Origin of the sequence: Microbacterium hydrocarbonoxydans, assembly GCF_023715885.1 — a bacterium.
GTDB classification, from domain to species: domain Bacteria; phylum Actinomycetota; class Actinomycetes; order Actinomycetales; family Microbacteriaceae; genus Microbacterium; species Microbacterium hydrocarbonoxydans_C.
Map to the genome: position 1 here is coordinate 1 of NZ_JAMBOY010000002.1, position 16678 is coordinate 16678.

Annotated in this window: 15 protein-coding genes; 4 read left to right on the top strand and 11 right to left on the bottom strand. The window is 70.1% G+C overall.

Going from position 1 to position 16678, the window contains the following annotated elements:
• Positions 1-224: 224 nt before the first annotated feature.
• Positions 225-1325 carry a VIT1/CCC1 transporter family protein gene (locus M3195_RS04285; RefSeq protein WP_251585335.1) on the bottom strand — a complete coding sequence of 367 codons (1101 nt, stop codon included), beginning with the start codon at positions 1323-1325 and terminating at the stop codon, positions 225-227.
• Between the two features lie 127 nt (positions 1326-1452).
• Positions 1453-3195, bottom strand: coding sequence for a DEAD/DEAH box helicase (locus M3195_RS04290; RefSeq protein WP_251585336.1), 1743 nt, complete (start codon positions 3193-3195; stop codon positions 1453-1455).
• Between the two features lie 125 nt (positions 3196-3320).
• Here M3195_RS04290 and M3195_RS04295 point away from each other — a divergent pair, with 125 nt between their 5' ends.
• A complete protein-coding gene (locus tag M3195_RS04295) occupies positions 3321-4151 on the top strand; it encodes an SGNH/GDSL hydrolase family protein (protein WP_251585337.1) in 831 nt (276 codons plus the stop codon).
• Positions 4152-4189: 38 nt separating this feature from the next.
• Here the strand turns inward: M3195_RS04295 and M3195_RS04300 are convergent, their stop codons facing one another.
• Positions 4190-4993 (bottom strand): TrmH family RNA methyltransferase, encoded by an 804-nt coding sequence (locus M3195_RS04300; RefSeq protein ID WP_251585338.1) that lies wholly within the window; start codon positions 4991-4993, stop codon positions 4190-4192.
• 65 nt (positions 4994-5058) lie between these two features.
• Here M3195_RS04300 and M3195_RS04305 point away from each other — a divergent pair, with 65 nt between their 5' ends.
• Positions 5059-5898 carry a Sir2 family NAD-dependent protein deacetylase gene (locus tag M3195_RS04305; protein ID WP_251585339.1) on the top strand — a complete coding sequence of 280 codons (840 nt, stop codon included), beginning with the start codon at positions 5059-5061 and terminating at the stop codon, positions 5896-5898.
• Positions 5895-6482, top strand: a complete 588-nt coding sequence (locus tag M3195_RS04310) for a histidine phosphatase family protein (RefSeq protein WP_251585340.1) — start codon at positions 5895-5897, stop codon at positions 6480-6482. The genes M3195_RS04305 and M3195_RS04310 overlap by 4 nt, the downstream gene beginning before the upstream one ends.
• 34 nt (positions 6483-6516) lie before the next feature.
• Here M3195_RS04310 and M3195_RS04315 read toward each other — a convergent pair whose 3' ends face one another.
• The 5 genes from M3195_RS04315 to M3195_RS04335 are packed head-to-tail and all read right to left on the bottom strand — an operon-like array spanning position 6517 to position 12426.
• Entirely contained in the window at positions 6517-7323 is an 807-nt protein-coding gene (locus tag M3195_RS04315) for an HpcH/HpaI aldolase/citrate lyase family protein (protein WP_251585341.1), read from the bottom strand.
• Positions 7320-7808, bottom strand: coding sequence for a MaoC family dehydratase (locus M3195_RS04320; RefSeq protein WP_251585342.1), 489 nt, complete (start codon positions 7806-7808; stop codon positions 7320-7322). The genes M3195_RS04315 and M3195_RS04320 overlap by 4 nt, the downstream gene beginning before the upstream one ends.
• Positions 7809-7817: 9 nt before the next feature.
• Positions 7818-8966 (bottom strand): acyl-CoA dehydrogenase family protein, encoded by a 1149-nt coding sequence (locus M3195_RS04325; protein WP_251586401.1) that lies wholly within the window; start codon positions 8964-8966, stop codon positions 7818-7820.
• A complete protein-coding gene (locus M3195_RS04330; RefSeq protein WP_251585343.1) occupies positions 8966-10867 on the bottom strand; it encodes an acetyl/propionyl/methylcrotonyl-CoA carboxylase subunit alpha in 1902 nt (633 codons plus the stop codon). The genes M3195_RS04325 and M3195_RS04330 overlap by 1 nt, the downstream gene beginning before the upstream one ends.
• Positions 10868-10872: 5 nt before the next feature.
• On the bottom strand, positions 10873-12426 hold the full coding sequence (locus M3195_RS04335; protein ID WP_251585344.1) for a carboxyl transferase domain-containing protein: 1554 nt from the start codon (positions 12424-12426) through the stop codon (positions 10873-10875).
• 112 nt (positions 12427-12538) lie between these two features.
• Between M3195_RS04335 and M3195_RS04340 the strand changes: the two genes are divergently transcribed.
• Positions 12539-13132, top strand: coding sequence for a TetR/AcrR family transcriptional regulator (locus tag M3195_RS04340; RefSeq protein ID WP_251585345.1), 594 nt, complete (start codon positions 12539-12541; stop codon positions 13130-13132).
• Here the strand turns inward: M3195_RS04340 and M3195_RS04345 are convergent.
• Genes M3195_RS04345 through pdhA form a run of 3 tightly spaced genes read right to left on the bottom strand, consistent with a single transcriptional unit; the run spans position 13125 to position 16614 of the window.
• Entirely contained in the window at positions 13125-14489 is a 1365-nt protein-coding gene (locus M3195_RS04345) for a dihydrolipoamide acetyltransferase family protein (protein WP_251585346.1), read from the bottom strand. The two genes, M3195_RS04340 and M3195_RS04345, sit on opposite strands and share 8 nt — an antisense overlap.
• Positions 14486-15496 (bottom strand): alpha-ketoacid dehydrogenase subunit beta, encoded by a 1011-nt coding sequence (locus M3195_RS04350; RefSeq protein ID WP_251585347.1) that lies wholly within the window; start codon positions 15494-15496, stop codon positions 14486-14488. Before M3195_RS04350 ends, M3195_RS04345 begins: the two co-directional genes overlap by 4 nt.
• Before the next feature lie 2 nt (positions 15497-15498).
• On the bottom strand, positions 15499-16614 hold the full coding sequence (gene pdhA / locus M3195_RS04355; RefSeq protein ID WP_251586403.1) for a pyruvate dehydrogenase (acetyl-transferring) E1 component subunit alpha: 1116 nt from the start codon (positions 16612-16614) through the stop codon (positions 15499-15501).
• Positions 16615-16678: the final 64 nt, after the last annotated feature.

Here is a 16678-nt window from a genome sequence, read left to right on the forward strand (position 1 = left end):
TCACGGCTTTGATCAGGATCTCGTACTTGGCCACCGTTCACGATGTCCTGAGACATCCCCGCGACACCAGATGAACTGTTCACGATGTCCCGAGACACCCGTTCACGATGTCCTGAAACCAGACACCCCTCCGCGCACAGACAAGGCCCCGGAGATGATCGATCTCCGGGGCCTTCTTCGCACCCGGCGTCCGGCCGGTGCGAGGCATCGGCCGGACGCCGAGGTCACACCGCCCCGACGCCGAAGACGAGTCCGAGGACATACGTGACAGCAGCGGCTCCGAAGCCGATCGCCAGCTGGCGCAGCGCACGGCGCAGCGGCGGCCCGCCGGACAGGATGCCGACCATTGCGCCCGTCGACAGCAGCGCGACGCCGACGAGAACGAGCGCGACGACGACCGCCGTCGTGCCCTGAAGTCCGAAGATCCACGGGAGCACGGGGATGATGGCTCCGGAGGAGAACAGCAGGAACGACGAGAGGGCGGCCGTCCAGTCGCTGCCGACGATGTCGTGGTCGTCACCGCCGTGAACGTGCACCGGACCGGTGGTGGCGGTGCGCTCGACGCCGGCTCGGGCTGCGGCGACGATGCGGCCGGCCCGTTCGAGCGCTTCCTCCGGACCGACTCCCCTCGCGCGGTAGACGAGGGCCAGCTCGTTCTCATCGATGTCGAGGTCGGCGGCGGTGGCCGCTGCGTCGTCGTTCGCCTCGGTCGCCGCGAGCAACTCGCGCTGGGACCTCACCGAGACGAATTCCCCGGCGCCCATCGACAGCGCGCCCGCGAGGAGCCCGGCTATGCCGCTGAAGAGCACGAACCCCGAGCTGACGCCGGTCGCGCCGATGCCGAGCACGAGCGCGAGGTTGCTGACGAGACCGTCGTTCGCGCCGAACACCGCGGCTCGGAAGGAGCCGGACAGGCGGCGCCTCCCCCGTGCGGCGAGTCCGCGGACGACCTCGTAGTGCACCTTCTCGTCGGCGCGCATCGCCGGCGTCGCGTACTGCTCCTCGTCGTACGGCGATCGCGCCTCGGCGCTCTGCGCGAGGGCGAGTACGAAGATCGAGCCGAAGCGTCCGGCCATCCGTCCGAGCAGACGAGAACGGACACCCGCTCTGGGCAGGCGCGCCGGCTCGCCGCCGAGAAGGTCGAGCCAGTGCTGCTCGTGGCGTCGCTCGGCCTCGGCCAGTCCGAGCAGGATCTCGCGCTCCTCCCCCGAGCGGCGGTGAGCGAGCCGCTGGTAGACGAGACCCTCTGCCCGCTCCTCGACGAGGTAGCGGGCCCATCGACGTCGATCGGCGTCGGTCGCGGGGGCGGGCGCAGGGGTGGTCATGACGTCTCCTCGGTACTGCTGCGGGGGCGATTCCACGCTAATCGGCGCAGCACGGCGAGCACGCCGGAAACCCGTGATTGCCAGCTTTTCGGGGTGGCGAAGGAAGGAGTGCGGCGAGGGTCGTCGATCAAGAGCGGACGCGCTTGCGCAGCACGTCGATCCTCGCCTGCAGCTGGGTGACCGTGGCCTGGGCGACAGCCGGACCTCCGCAGATGCGCCGCAGCTCGGCGTGCACTGCTCCGTGCGGCTCGCCCTTCTGCCGGGCGTAGAGGCCGACCAGGCTGTTCAGCAGCTGTCGCTGCTCCTTGAGCGTGCGGTGGAGGGGCGCGGGGAGCGTGGTCGTCTCGGTGGGCCCGGCTGCGGCCTCTCGTGCTTCGCGAAGTCGGGACTGCCGCGCCTGACGCTGCATGAGGAGCTCGTGCACGTGCTCCGGTTCGAGCAGACCGGGGAACCCGATGAACTCCTCCTCCTCGGGGGTGCCCGGCTCGGCGAGCTGCCCGAACTCCTGCCCCTCGAACACGAGCCGGTCGAAGTGCGCGATCGACGACAGTGCCTGGTAGCTGAACTCCTGCGTCAGCGCGTCGGAGGCGTCGTCCTCGCGGTTCGCGCTGTCGAGGAGCGAGTCCTCGAGCCCGTCGTCGTCCTTCGACTGCCGGTCCAACGCGTGGTCGCGCTGCTTGTCCATCTCGTTCGCGAGCCCCATGAGCACGGGCACCTGAGGAAGGAACACGCTCGCCGCCTCGCCTCGGCGGCGGGCGCGCACGAAACGGCCGATGGCCTGGGCGAAGAAGAGCGGCGTCGACGACGAGGTGGCGTACACGCCGACCGCGAGCCGCGGTACATCGACGCCCTCCGACACCATGCGCACCGCGACCATCCAGCGGTCGTCGCTGGCGCTGAACTTCTCGATCCGCTCCGACGCCGTCGCATCGTCGGAGAGCACGATCGTCGGCTGCTGGCGCGTGATGCTGTGGAGGATCTTGGCGTAGGCCCGCGCCACCGTCTGGTCGGTCGCCAGGACGAGTCCGCCGGCGTCGGGGATGTGATGGCGGATCTCGGTGAGGCGCCGATCGGCGGCAGAGAGAACCGCCGGCATCCATTCGCCCTCCGGGTCGAGAGCCGTGCGCCAGGCCTGCGACGTGACGTCTTTCGTGTTGTCCTGGCCCAGATGCGTCTCGAGCTCATCGCCGGAACTCGTGCGCCACCGCATCTTGCCTGCGTACATGTGGAAGAGCACCGGCCGCACGACGCCGTCGGCGAGGGCTCGCCCGTACCCGTAGTTGTAGTCGGTCCGCGAGATCCGCGCGCCGGACTCGTCGGGGTGGTACTCCACGAACGGGATCGGCGCCGTGTCGCTGCGGAACGGCGTTCCGGAGAGGAGCAGACGCCTCTTGGCCGGGCTGTAGGCGTCGCGGATCGCGTCGCCCCAGCTCAGCGCGTCTCCGCCGTGGTGCACCTCGTCGAGGATCACGAGCGTGTTCGCGTCCTCCGTGAGGTGACGGTGCACCGAGGACTTCGCCGCCACCTGCGCGTAGGTCACGACAGCGCCGTGATAGTGCCGGGCCGGCGCCCAGTGGCTGTTCTTGAAGTGCGGGTCGAGTCGGATGTGCACGCGGGCGGCGGCATCGGCCCACTGCGTCTTGAGGTGCTCGGTCGGTGCGACGACGATGATCCGGTTCACCTCGCCGCTGCGCATGAGCTCGACGGCGAGGGTGAGGGCGAACGTGGTCTTGCCTGCCCCGGGTGTCGCGGCGACGAGGAAGTCGCGCTGATCCGCCTCGAAGTACTGCTCGAGAGCCTCCTGCTGCCAGGCACGCAGCTTGTTGGCGGTTCCCCACGGGGCACGCTGGGGAAAGGACGGAGAAAGCATCGAGACAACGATAATCGGTGCCGCCGACACCGGATCGCACCGGCACGGATGCCGACCGGCGGAGTAGGCTCGGTCACTGCGCCGCCGCCGTCGATGCGCGGCGCACGTTCGCGAAGGAGAGCTGGATGACCGACCAGGATTCGACTCGGACCCCGTACGTGGCCAACGACACGCCCCACCCGTGGCGCCGTTTCGTGGCCGTGGGCGACTCGTTCACCGAGGGGATCGGCGACCCCGATCCCGCGGCTCCCGGCGGTCATCGCGGCTGGGCGGATCGTGTCGCCGAGGTCCTGTCACAGCAGGTCGACGACTTCGCCTACGCGAACCTCGCGGTGCGGGGCAAGCTCATCGCGCAGATCGTCCAGGACCAGATCGAACCGGCCGTCGCGCTGCGCCCCGATCTCGTGTCGATCTGCGCCGGTGGCAACGACGTGATCCGCCCGGGCACCGATCCCGACGCGATCGCCGCACAGCTCGAGGATGCCGTCGCCCGCCTCTCCTCGACGGGTGCGGCCGTGCTGCTGTTCACCGGCATCGACACGGGATTCACGCCCGTGTTCCGCCCGTTCCGCGGCAAGGTCGCGATCTACAACGAGAACGTGCGAGCGATCGCCGATCGCCACGACTGCATCGTCGCCGATCAGTGGACGCTGAAGGTCGTGCAGGACATGCGGTTCTTCGACGACGACCGTCTGCACTACAACGCGCTCGGGCACCACGAGGTCGCGCGCATGGTGCTGCGGGCGCTCAACGTGCCCAACGACCTGGAGTCGATGCAACCGGAGTCCCTCCCCGTTCGCACCTGGCGGGAGGCGCGAGCCGAAGACCTCGGCTGGGCACGCGAGCACCTCGTCCCGTGGGTGCTGCGTCGGCTGCGCCATCAGTCCTCCGGCGACCATGTCGCGGCGAAGCGTCCCGAGGCGGCGCCGTTCCTGCGGCTGCCCGAGAACCGCTGACCTCGGCGCCCCGCCGGAGCGTCGGTTTCCGCGATGCGTCAGTGATCGGCGAGCGCCCACAGGGCGACGGCGGCTGCCGAGGCGACGTTGAGCGAGTCCACTCCCCCGCTCATCGGGATCGTCACGACGTGATCGGCCAGCATCAGCGCCTCGGCCGACAGCCCGTCGCCCTCGGATCCCATCATCAGCGCGACGCGCTCCGGGCGCTCGCGAACGAACTCGCGCAACGGCACAGCGCGTTCGTCGAGAGCGAGAGCCGCGGTCGCGATCTGCGCATCGCGGAGCGCATCGACGGTGCTGCTCCAGTCCGGCATGCGTGTCCACGGCACCTGGAACACGGTGCCCATGCTGACCCGCACGCTGCGCCGGTAGAGCGGGTCGGCGCAGCCGGGTGACACCAGCACCGCGTCCGCGCCGAGTCCCGCTGCCGCGCGGAACGCGGCGCCGATGTTCGCGTGGTCGCCGATGTCGGCGAGGATCAGGACGAGCCGTGCATCCGCCGCGACCGAGGCGACGCTCGGCAGCTCGGGGCGGTGCATGGAGGCGAGGGCGCCGCGGTGGACGGCGAACCCCGCGACCGCTTCGGCGACGGTATCGGGAACCACGTAGACAGGGACGTCGAGCGCCTGCATCGTCGAGCGGATGCCGTCGACCCACCGCCGCTGCACCATCACCGAGCGGGGCCGGTGCCCGGCAGCGACGGCGCGCTCGATCACCTTCGCCGACTCCGCGATGTACAGGCCGCCCTCCGGTTCCGCGACCCGGCGCAGCGCCGTGTCGGTGAGGCCGCGGTAGTCGTCGAGTCGGGAGTCGTCGGCATCCGTCAGTTCCAGCAGTTCCACCGGTCCACTCTCCCATCTGCGACCCGGTGTCGGCGTCACGCCGTAGACTCGCTGCAGGAGGTCCCGTGAGCGATTCGAGTCCGGCCGAGCTGTCGGCCGTCGTCGCTCGCACCGCCGAACTCCTCGCCGGACGCCGCGTCGCCCTCCTCACCGGTGCGGGCATCTCGACCGACTCCGGCATCCCCGCCTATCGCGGCGAGGGCGCGCGAACGCGCTCAGACCCCATGACCATCCAGCGCTACCTCGGCGACGAGGCGGCGCGGCGCCGGTACTGGGTCGGCGGTCACCTGGGCTGGCGTGCGTTCGCCCGCGCGGAACCCAATCCCGGACACGTCGCGCTCGCGGAGATGGAGAGTGCGGGTCGCGTCAGCGGCGTCATCACCCAGAACGTCGACGGTCTGCACCTGCGCGCCGGAAGCTCGCACGTGATCGAGGTCCACGGCACCATGCGCCGCGTGGTGTGCCTGCGCTGCGGACAGGTCTTCGACCGTCGCGACATCGCCACCCAGATCGAGGATCGCAATCCCTGGATCACGGTGCCCGAGAACGTGAAGCTCGCTCCCGACGGCGACGTGCTGCCGGAGAGCACCGAGGGATTCATCGTGCCGTCGTGCACGGTCTGCGACGGGATGCTGAAGCCGGACGTCGTGTTCTTCGGCGAGTACGTCCCGCTCGACCGTTTCAAGGCTGCCGAGTCGCTGCTGCGGTCGAGCGACGCGATGATCGTCGCCGGATCCTCCCTCGTCGTGAACTCCGGAGTCCGCCTCGTCGAGCGGGCGCGACGTCGGAGCATCCCGCTCGTCATCATCAACCGCGAACCGACGCGCGCGGACGCCTGGGCCGATGTCACCATCGCCGCCGGCACGAGCGACGTCCTGCCCGCCCTCCAGGAGCTTCTCGCATGACCCTCATCACCCTCGTGCGCCACGGCCAGACCGACTGGAACCTCGCCCGTCGCATCCAGGGGTCGACCGACATCCCCCTGAACGAGACGGGGCGAGCGGATGCTCGCACCGCGGCCGCGCTGCTCGCCGACACGATGCACCACGCGATCTACGCCAGCCCGCTCGTGCGCGCTCGGGAGACCGCCGAGATCATCGCGGCGGAGCTCGGACTCGACTCGCCCACCCTCGTACCGGACATGCGCGAACGCGAGTTCGGCGATGGCGAGGGCAAGCTCGTCTCCGAGTACCTCGAGCTGTACGGCGACTGGATCGCCCCGGTGCCGGGCGCGGAGACTCTGGAGGGCGTCGCCGACCGCGCGCTGCGCGCACTGCACGGCATCGCGCGCGACTCGCGGCGACGCTCGACCCCCGTGGCCGAATCGGTGATCGTCGTCACGCACGGCGGAGTGATCCGGTCACTGATCGATCACGTGTCCGGGGGCACGCTTCCCCGGGTGGGCGAGGTGCTCGCCAACGGGTCGGTGCACCGCTTCGAAGCGTCGCCGGGATCCCTGCGACTGCTCGAGCCGGCGATCCTGCTCTGACCGACCATCCGCTTCCAAGTCAGCCGACTTGCGCTCAGCGCGCCCGGGCGAGGATCGATCGCGCGTGGCGCAACACCGGCTCGTCGACCATTCGCCCGCGGAACCGGAAGACGCCCCGCTCCGACTCCGCCGCGCTCACCACGGCACCGGCCCATTCGACCGTCTCGGCGTCGGGCGCGTACGCGGCGCGGATGATCGCGACCTGACTCGGGTGGATGCACGCGGTCGCAGCGAAGCCCGACGCCGCGGCATCCCTGGCCTCGGACTCGAGCCCCGCGACGTCGTCGATGTCGATGTGCACGGCGTCGATCGCCACTTTGCCCTGAGCGCCGGCTTCGAGCAGCACTCGCGACCGCGCGTAGCGGGCGATGTCACGGTAGCCCCCGGCATCCGTCCGACTCGAGGTTCCGCCCAGCGAGGCGACGAGATCCTCCGCGCCCCACATCATCGCCGCGACACGGGGATGAGCGGCGATGCGATCCGCGGCCTGCACCCCGCGGGCCGTCTCGCACAGCGCGATCAGCTCGAAGCGCTCGTCGAAAGCCGACAGCGCCTCCGGGTCCTCGGTCTTCGCCACCATCACGCGGCGGAAGTCCGTCTGGTTCAGCGTCGCGAGATCCGAAACGAACTCCGCCGACTCGGGCGAGTTCACCCGCACGATCACGCGGTCGGGATCGATGTGCGCGTCGACGAGGTGTCCCCTGGCCGCGACCTTGGCGTCCGGCAGCACCGCGTCCTCGAGGTCGAGGATCACCGCATCCGCCTTCCGGAGCGCGCCCTCAAAACGCTCCGGGCGATCGGCGGGACAGAACAGCAGAGCGGGTCCGAGCTCGAACGTCATCGGCTCTCCTCCTCCGGACGGCAGCGCACGAGGACCGACCGTGTGGCGGTCGCGACGACGACGTCGTCCTGATTGCGACCCGTGTGAGCGATCGACACGATGCCCTGACCGGGACGCGAGCCGGACAGCCGCTTCTCGGAGACCACGCTCTCGGTGTAGAGAGTGTCCCCGGCGAAGAGCGGATGCGGGAACGTGATCTCACCGAACCCGAGCTGCGCCACGAGGGTTCCCTGCGTCAGCTGCGCGACGGACGACCCGACCATCGTCGACAGCGTCCACATCGAGTTCATGAGGCGCGCGTGGAAGGGGTCCCGCGCGTCGGCGAACGCCGCATCGAGATGCAGTGCCTGCGTGTTCATGGTGAGCGTGGTGAACAGCACGTTGTCGGCCTCGGTCGCGGTGCGCCCCGGGCGGTGCAGGTATCGGGCATCGACCTCGAACTCCTCGAAGTACAGCCCGCGCTGAACGATGTCGTGCGTGGTCATGCCGCCACGCTACCCGGCGAGCCCGAGGGCGCGCGCGATCACGAGCAGCTGCACCTCGGTCGTCCCCTCGCCGATCTCGAGGATCTTCGAGTCCCGGTAGTGCCTCGCGACCGGGAACTCGTTCATGAAGCCGTTCCCGCCGAAGATCTGCGTCGCGTCACGCGCGTTGTCCATCGCCGCCTCGCCGGCGACGAGCTTCGCGATAGCGGCCTGCTCGGCGAACGGACGCCCGGCGTCGCGCAGACGGGCAGCGTGGTGCCAGGCCAGGCGAGCGGTGTGCACGCGGGCGCGCATGCGGGCGAGCGTAAACTGCGCGTTCTGCCGGGTGCTGAGCGCGCTGCCGAAGATCGTGCGGCTCTTCGCGTAGTCGACGGCGGCCTCGAGGCATCCCTCCGCGGCGCCCGTCGACAGGGCGGCGATCGCGATCCGCCCCTCGTCGAGGATGCTGAGGAAGTTGCGGAAGCCGCTCCCCCGCTCGCCCACCAGATTCGCCGCCGGCACGCGGACGCCGTCGAAGGTGAGCGGATGGGTGTCCGACGCGTTCCAGCCGACCTTGTCGTAGGGGGCCTCGACCGTGAATCCGGGGGTGCCGTTGGGCACGATGATCGTCGAGATCTCCTTGCGCCCGTCGGCCTGACCGGTGACGGCGGTCACCGTGACGAAACGGGTGATCGGCGTCCCGGAATTCGTGATGAACTGCTTGGAGCCGTCGATCACCCACTCCTCGCCCTCGAGGCGGGCCATGGTGCGCGTGGCTCCGGCATCGCTGCCGGCCTCGGGCTCAGTGAGGCCGAAGCCGGCCAGGGCGCGTCCGGCCAGGAGGTCGGGAAGGAGCTCCTGCTTCTGCTCCTCGGTGCCGAAGCGGAAGATCGGCATGGCGCCGAGACTCACGCCGGCTTCCAGCGTGATGGCGATCGACTGGTCGACGCGGCCGAGCGCCTCGATGGCGATGCCGAGCGCCATATAGTCGCCACCCTGTCCGCCGTACTCCTCGGGGAACGGGAGTCCGAACAGGCCGAGATCGCCCATCGATGCGACGACATCCATCGACAGGGTGTGCGTGCGGTCCGCCTCATACGACTGGGGCGCGACGACGGTGTCGGCGAACTCCCGCACCATCGCGGCGAGCTCGTGCTCCTCCTCGGTCAGCTGATCCATCATTCGTTCTCCTCCGTCACTCGCGCCACCGGCTGATCGCGTCGAACCTGGTCCCCCACGGCGACGAGCACCTGCACGCTGCCGTCCTGCGGGGCGAGCACCGGGTGCTCCATCTTCATCGCCTCGATGGAGACGAGCGGGTCGCCCGCCTTCACCGTCGCTCCGTCGACGACGTGCACGGCCACGACGCTGCCCGGCATCGGCGCACGGCCCTCGGGCCCCGCGCCCGCGGCGCCCTCGTCGCGCGTCCGCAGACGCCTCATGGTCGTGGCCCGTCGGTCGAGCGGCGTGAGTCGGGCGGATCGCCCGGCCTCGCTCACCCACACCGTGCCATCGGCATCGATCGCGGTCGAGACCCCGGGGCCGTTCGCCCCCTCGACGCCGTCGATCACCTGGCCGTCGTCTGTGAGGAAGGCGAGAGCGCGCCGCCGCGGATCGGACAGAGCCGCCCACACGCCGCCGGCGCGCCCCGCGCGGTCGGCCTTCTCGTCGCGGGCCGCCAGCACGGCCTCCCGCGCTGCGGCGAGCATGGCCGGTGAGGGCGGCTCGGCCACGACGGGCAGGAGCGTCTCGATGATGCCGGTGTCGAGGTCTCCCTCGACGACTCGCGGATCGCGGCAGAGCTGGCGGAGGAACTCGATGTTCGTCTCCACGCCGAGCACCACGGTCGCGGCAAGCGCCTCGTCGAGCCGGCGCAGCGCGGTCTGCCTGTCGTCGGCCACGGCGATGATCTTCGCGATCATCGGATCGTAGAAGCCCGACACCTCGGAGTCGGACTCCACCGCGGCATCCACCCGCACACCGGCGGGCGGCCCGAACATCAGGATCCGTCCCGTCGACGGGAGGAACCCGCGGTGCGGAGACTCGGCGTAGACCCGCGCCTCGACCGCGTGACCGGTCAGCTTCGGAGCCGGATCCAGCCTGCCGCCCGCGGCGACGCGCAGCTGCAGCTCCACCAGGTCGAGGCCCGTGACCTCCTCCGTGACGGGGTGCTCCACCTGCAGCCGCGTGTTCATCTCGATGAAGAACACGTCGTCCGGTGCGTCGGCGTCGACGAGGAACTCCACGGTGCCGGCGCCCACGTACGAGACGCTCTCCCCGGCCTGCACGGCGGCTTCGAGAAGGGTCTGTCTCGTGGACTCCGGGATTCCCGCAGACGGCGCCTCCTCGATCACCTTCTGGTGTCGGCGCTGAAGAGTGCACTCGCGCTCGCCGAGCGCGATGACCGTTCCGTCTGCGTCCCCGACGACCTGCACCTCGATGTGCCGGGGCCTGCGGATCAGCCGCTCGAGAATGAGCGAATCTTCGCCGAATGCTGCCTTCGCGACACGCCGCGCCGAAGCGAGGGCGGGTGCGAGGCCGGCGGCATCAGCGACGACCTCCATGCCCTTGCCTCCGCCGCCCGCGCTGGGCTTGACGAGGAGAGGAAAGCCCACGGATCCCGCTTCGTCGGCGATCTCCTGGTCCGACAGGCCGCGCGCGTCGAAGCCCGGCACCACGGGAACGCCCGAGCGCATGACGTGGTCGCGCGCTCGTGCCTTGTCGCCCATGATCTGCAGAGCCTCGACACCGGGGCCGATGAAGACGATGCCGCTCTCCGCACAGGCCTCGGCGAGACCAACGCTCTCCGACAGGAAGCCATAACCGGGGTGTATGGCTTGGGCGTCGGTGGTCCGTGCGGCCGAGATCACGGCATCGATGTCGAGATAGGACTCAGCGGCTGGTGGGGGGCCGATCCGCACCGCGTCATCCGCTTCGCGCACGTGCGGCGCGTTCGCGTCGGCATCGCTGTACACGGCGATGCTGCGGATGCCGAGGGTCCGCAGAGTGCGGATGACGCGGCGGGCGATCTCGCCGCGGTTCGCGACGAGGACGGTCTGGAAGTACGGGGTCGTCGACATGGCGGTCACATCCTGAAGAGGCCGAAACGGGGCTCGGGCAGGGGCGTGCGGGCGACCACGTCCAGCGCGAGCCCGAGGAGGTCGCGGGTCTGCGCGGGATCGATGATGCCGTCGTCCCAGAGCCGTGCCGTCGCGTAGTACGGCTCGCCCTGCGTCTCGTACTGCTGGCGGATCGGCTGCTGAAAAGCGGAACGGTCATCGGCGCTCCACGACTCGCCTCGCGCGGCGAGCTGGTCCTCCTTCACCGTGGCGAGAACGGACGCCGCCTGGGCGCCGCCCATGACGGAGATCCGACTGGCCGGCCAGGTCCACAGGAACCGGGGCGAGTAGGCGCGTCCGCACATGGAGTAGTTGCCGGCGCCGAATGAGCCGCCGACGATCACGGTGAGCTTCGGCACCCTCGTGCTCGCGACGGCCGTCACCATCTTCGCGCCGTCTTTCGCGATACCCCCGGCCTCGGCATCCGATCCGACCATGAAGCCGGTGATGTTCTGCAGGAAGAGCAGGGGGATGCCGCGCTGGTCGCAGAGCTCGATGAAGTGGGCGCCCTTGAGCGCCGACTCGCTGAAGAGCACGCCGTTGTTGGCGACGATGCCCACCGGGTGGCCGTGCAGCCGGGCGAAACCGGTGACGAGCGTGGTGCCGTACTCGGCCTTGAACTCGCGGAAGCTGTCTCCGTCGACGAGGCGGTCGATGACCACGTGCACGTCGTACGCCTCGTTCACGTCGACCGGCACGACGTCGTACAGCGCGCCGAGTTCGGAAGGGAGCCTGCTCTCGTGCACCTCCCACGCCGGCGCGGCAGGAGCGGGGAGCGTGGCGACGATGTCGCGCAGGATCTCGAGTGCGTGCTCGTCGTCATCGGCGAGGTGGTCGACGACGCCGCTTCGTCGGGCGTGCAGTTCGCCGCCGCCGAGCTCCTCTGCTGTGACGACCTCCCCGATCGCGGCTTTCACGAGCGGGGGCCCGCCGAGGAAGATCGTCCCCTGGTTGCGAACGATGACGGTCTCGTCGCTCATCGCCGGCACGTATGCGCCGCCCGCGGTGCAGGAGCCGAGCACGGCGGCGAGCTGCGGGATCCGTTCCGCCGACATGCGCGCCTGGTTGTAGAAGATGCGGCCGAAGTGCTCGCGGTCCGGGAACACCTCGTCCTGCTTCGGAAGGAACGCACCACCGGAATCGACGAGATAGAGGCACGGCAGCCGGTTCTCGAGCGCGATCTCCTGCGCGCGCAGGTGCTTCTTCACGGTGAGGGGCAGATAGGTACCGCCCTTGACCGTGGCGTCGTTGCAGACGACCATGACGTGCCGCCCGTGCACGAGACCAATACCGGCGATGACTCCGGCTCCCGGCGCTTCACCGTCGTACAGTCCGTCGGCGGCGAGGGGTGCGATCTCCACGAAAGGACTGCCCTCGTCCAGCAACCGGGTCACCCGGTCGCGCGGGAGCAGCTTCCCGCGGGACAGGTGCCTCTGACGCGAGGCCTCCGATCCGCCGAGAGCGGCGGTCGCGAGGCGCTCGCGCAGCTCCGCGGCCAGGGTCTCCTGGGATACCGGCATCGTGTTGTCCTCCTCGACCCACATCGCGCCTCTGTAACGATCGGCGCGCTCGATGCGCTTTTCGGTTAGTGTTCACTAACCGATTGCATCAGGTTAGCGAGGATTAACTGAGATGACAACCCCTGTGACGGCTCGAGATCGCGCCAAGGCCGAGCGCTCCGACGCCATCCTCCGCGAGGCTGCGCGACTCTTCGCCGAGCGCGGTTACAACGGCGTCAGCCTGGAGGACATCGGCGCGGCGGTCGGGGTCTCGGGCCCCGCGGTGTACCGCCACTTCGCCGGCAAGCAGGCGCTGCTGGGCGCCGTGCTGGTGCAGGTCAGCGAGGACCTCGTCTCCGGCGGCACGGACGTCGCGGCGCAGGCCGCGGACGATGCGGAGAGGATGCGGGCGCTGATCGCGTTCCATGTGGAATTCGCGCTCGGTCACGCCGACGTGATCCGCGTGCACGATCGAGACGTCGTGCAGCTCGCCGCAAGCGACCACGCCGAGGTGCGGCGACTGCAGCGGGCATACGTCGAACTGTGGATCCGCACGCTGGCGCCCCTGGTCGAGGCGGACCCCGACGAACTGCGCCTGCGCGTGCAGGCCTGCTTCGGCCTCATCAATTCCACGCCGCACAGCACGCGTTCCGCGGCACGGCGCCGCTCCACCACCGCCGCGGTGCTCGGCGCGATGGCTGAGGCGGCGCTGCGCGCACCTAGCTGAACAGCATCGCCCGCCCCGGCTCCTCCAGCACGTCGGCGACGTCCCTGAGGAACCGCGCACCCTCGGCACCGTCGACCAGTCGATGGTCGAACGAGAGGCTCAACGTCATCAGCTGCCGCAGCGCGATCTCGCCGCGGTACTCCCACGGCTGTCGCCGGACAGCACCGACGGCGAGGATGCCCGATTGCCCGGGCGGCAGGATCGGCGTGCCGGCGTCGACACCGAACACGCCGATGTTCGAGATCGAGAAGGTGCCGCCGGCGAGCTCAGCCGGCGACGTCTTGCCCGACCGCGCGGTGCTCGCCAACCCGGCGATCGCGTCCGCCAACTGTGTGAGCGTGAGCGACTGAGCCTCCCTGATGTTCGGGACGATGAGACCTCGATCGGTCGCTGCGGCGATGCCGAGGTCGACGTACCCGTGCTCGACGATCTCGCCCGCCTGCTCGTCCCAGCGGGAGTTGAGGCCCGGCGTGCGCGGCAGCGCCATGCACACGGCCTTTGCGACCACGGCGAGCGGCCCGATCCGATGCTCGGCCAGAGGCCGATCCGCACGCAGAGTGGCGACCAGATCCATGGTCGCGGTCACGTCGACCGTGTGGAAGACCGTGACGTGTGGTGCCGTGAACGCGCTCTGCACCATGGCCGCCGCGGTGTGCTTGCGCACCCCTCGGATCGGGATGCGCGTCTCGCGGTTCCCGGACGCAAGGGCGGCCGGGCCGTCGGGCACCGTCGTGGTCGCTGTCGGCGCGGCTGTGATCGACGCCGCTCCGACGCGAGCCGCATAGGCGTCGACGTCGGCACGCGTGATGAGCCGGTTCCCGACCTCCGCTGCGATCAGCACCAGGTCGACACCCAGGCGTTTCGCGTGGGCGCGCACCGGCGGCGTGGAGCGCGGTCGCTCCACAACCGTCTCCGACGATGCAGATGGCGTGGCGTCGTGCGGTGCCGCCTCGAGTACGGCGGTATCGGCTTGCGGCACCGCTCCCCCACGTCGTGCCCGACGAGCCGGGCGACCCGAGGCCGTGGGCGCCGCGCCGTAGCCGACCAGGTTGGGCTGGGTCTTCTCCTCGGCGTCCGCGGTCGCGGGCTGTTCGGCGGCGGAGACCGCCGCATCCGCGCCTTCCACCTCGAACGCGATGAGAGGCGCGCCCACGGCCACGGTCTCGCCCGCCTCGGCGTGCAGAGTCGAGACGGTGCCCTCGTACGGCGAGGGCAGCTCCACGACGGCCTTCGCCGTCTCGACCTCCGCGAGAGTCTGATTCAGTGCGACGGGATCGCCGGGCGAGACGAGCCACTGCACGACCTCGGCCTCCGTGAGGCCTTCACCCAGGTCGGGAAGGCGGAATTCGGCGATCACAGGTCGACCCCCGTCAGGCTGTTCGGCCGATCCATCGCCCGGTCGACCGCGTCGAGCAGCCGGTCGAGGTCCGGGAGGTGGTGCTTCTCGAGCTTCGCCGGCGGATAGGGGATGTCGTGGCCCGTCACCCGCAGCGGCGCGGACTCGAGGTATTCGAAGCAGCGCTCGGTGATGCTCGCGATGACCTCGGCGGCCACACCCGCCTCGCGGGAGGCCTCGTGGGCCACCACCACACGGCCCGTCTTGCGCACCGACGCTGCCACGGAGTCGTAGTCGACGGGCGACAGCGACCGGAGGTCGATGACCTCGAGCGACACACCCTCGTCCTCCGCGGCGTCGGCCGCCTGCAGCGCGGTGGTGACCATCGCCCCATAGGTGATGAGAGTGGCATCCGAGCCGGACCGAACGACGCGCGCGAGGCCCATCGGGGCGGCATCCGCGAGGGGCGCGTCGAGGTCGACATCGCCCTTGTGGTGGTACAGGCGCTTGGGCTCGAAGAAGATCACCGGATCGTCGCTCGCGATCGCCTGCCGCAGGCTCCGATAGGCGTCCGCGGGATTCGACACCGCGATCACGCGCAGTCCGGCCGTGTGGACGAAGTACGCCTCCGGAGACTCCGAGTGATGCTCGGCGGCACCGATGCCGCCGGCCCACGGGATGCGGATCGTGATCGGCATCCTCACTCGCCCCTGGGTGCGATAGTGCAGCTTCGCCACCTGCGCGACGATCTGGTCGAACGCCGGGTACACGAAGCCGTCGAACTGTATCTCGACGACCGGACGGTAGCCGCGGAAGGCGAGTCCGACCGCCATCCCGACGATGCCGGACTCCGCCAGCGGGGTGTCGATCACGCGCGCGGATCCGAACTCGTCGAGGAGCCCATCGGTGATGCGGAAGACGCCGCCGAGCTTGCCGATGTCCTCGCCGAGCAGAACGACCCTGTCGTCGTCGCGCATCGCTTGACGCAGTCCGGCCCCGAGAGCCTTCCCGAGAGTGAGTTCCGTCATGATCAGACCTCGCTCTCGAACGTCGCGAGGTAGGCCGCGTACTCGTCGCGCTGGCGGTCGAGTCCCGCGTGCGGCTCGGCGTAGACACCGTCGAAGACCGCGAGGGGTTCACGGGTGACCATGCCGAGGCACTCCGCCCGCATCTCCTTCGCCACGGCATCAGCCGCCGCCTGCGTCTCGGCGAGATGCTCGTCATCGAGCTCGCCGATCCCCCGGAGGTAGGTCTCCAGACGAGCGATCGGGTCGCGGTCGCGCCAGGCCTCGAGCTCCTCGGCGGGGCGGTACCTCGTCGGGTCGTCGGCAGTCGTGTGCGGCCCCATCCGGTACGTGACGGCCTCGATGTAGGCGGGCCCCTTGCCGGAGCGTGCGTGATCGAGCGCCCAGCGCATCGCGGCCAGGCACGCCAGCACGTCGTTGCCGTCGACTCGCATGCTCGGGATGCCGAAGCCCGGCGCGCGACCCGCGATGGGGTACTGCGACTGCAGAGCCACCGGCTCGGAGATCGCCCAGTGATTGTTCTGGCACACGAACACGACGGGCGCCCGGTAGGACGCCGCGAAGATCATCGCCTCGTTCACGTCGCCCTGGCTCGTCGCGCCGTCGCCGAAGTAGGTGACGGCGACTTCGTGGGCGCCCTCGAGACGGATGCCGAGGGCGTAGCCGACCGCGTGCAGGGACTGCGCGCCGATGATGATCTGCAGGGGCGCCACACGAAGCGCGGCAGGGTCATGCCCCGCGCCCTCCTCACCTCGCCACATGCGGACGTAGTCGCCGGGCTGGGCGCCGCGGGCGTAGATGACACCGGTCTCCCGGTAGCTCGGGAACACGAAATCCTGAGGCGCCAGTGCGCGCGCCGTGCCGATCTGCGTGGCCTCCTGCCCCTGGCACGGCGCCCACAGGCCGAGCTGTCCTTGCCGTTGCAGGGCGACACCCTCCGTGTCGATACGCCGGAGCACGACCATGTCGCGGTGCAGCGCGCGCAGCTGAGCGGGATCGACGTCGCTGATCAGGCGATCGAGCTGGGGGTTCGGGATCCGCGCGCCGTCGGGGGTCAGGATGCGCTCTGCGAGCTCCAGATCCTGCGCGGTGTCGACGATCGGGGTGATCTGCGGTGACATCATCGTCCTCCTCGTTCGCGGCGTCCTCCTGGGACGACCGCGCGGCAACCGGCATCGTCACCGG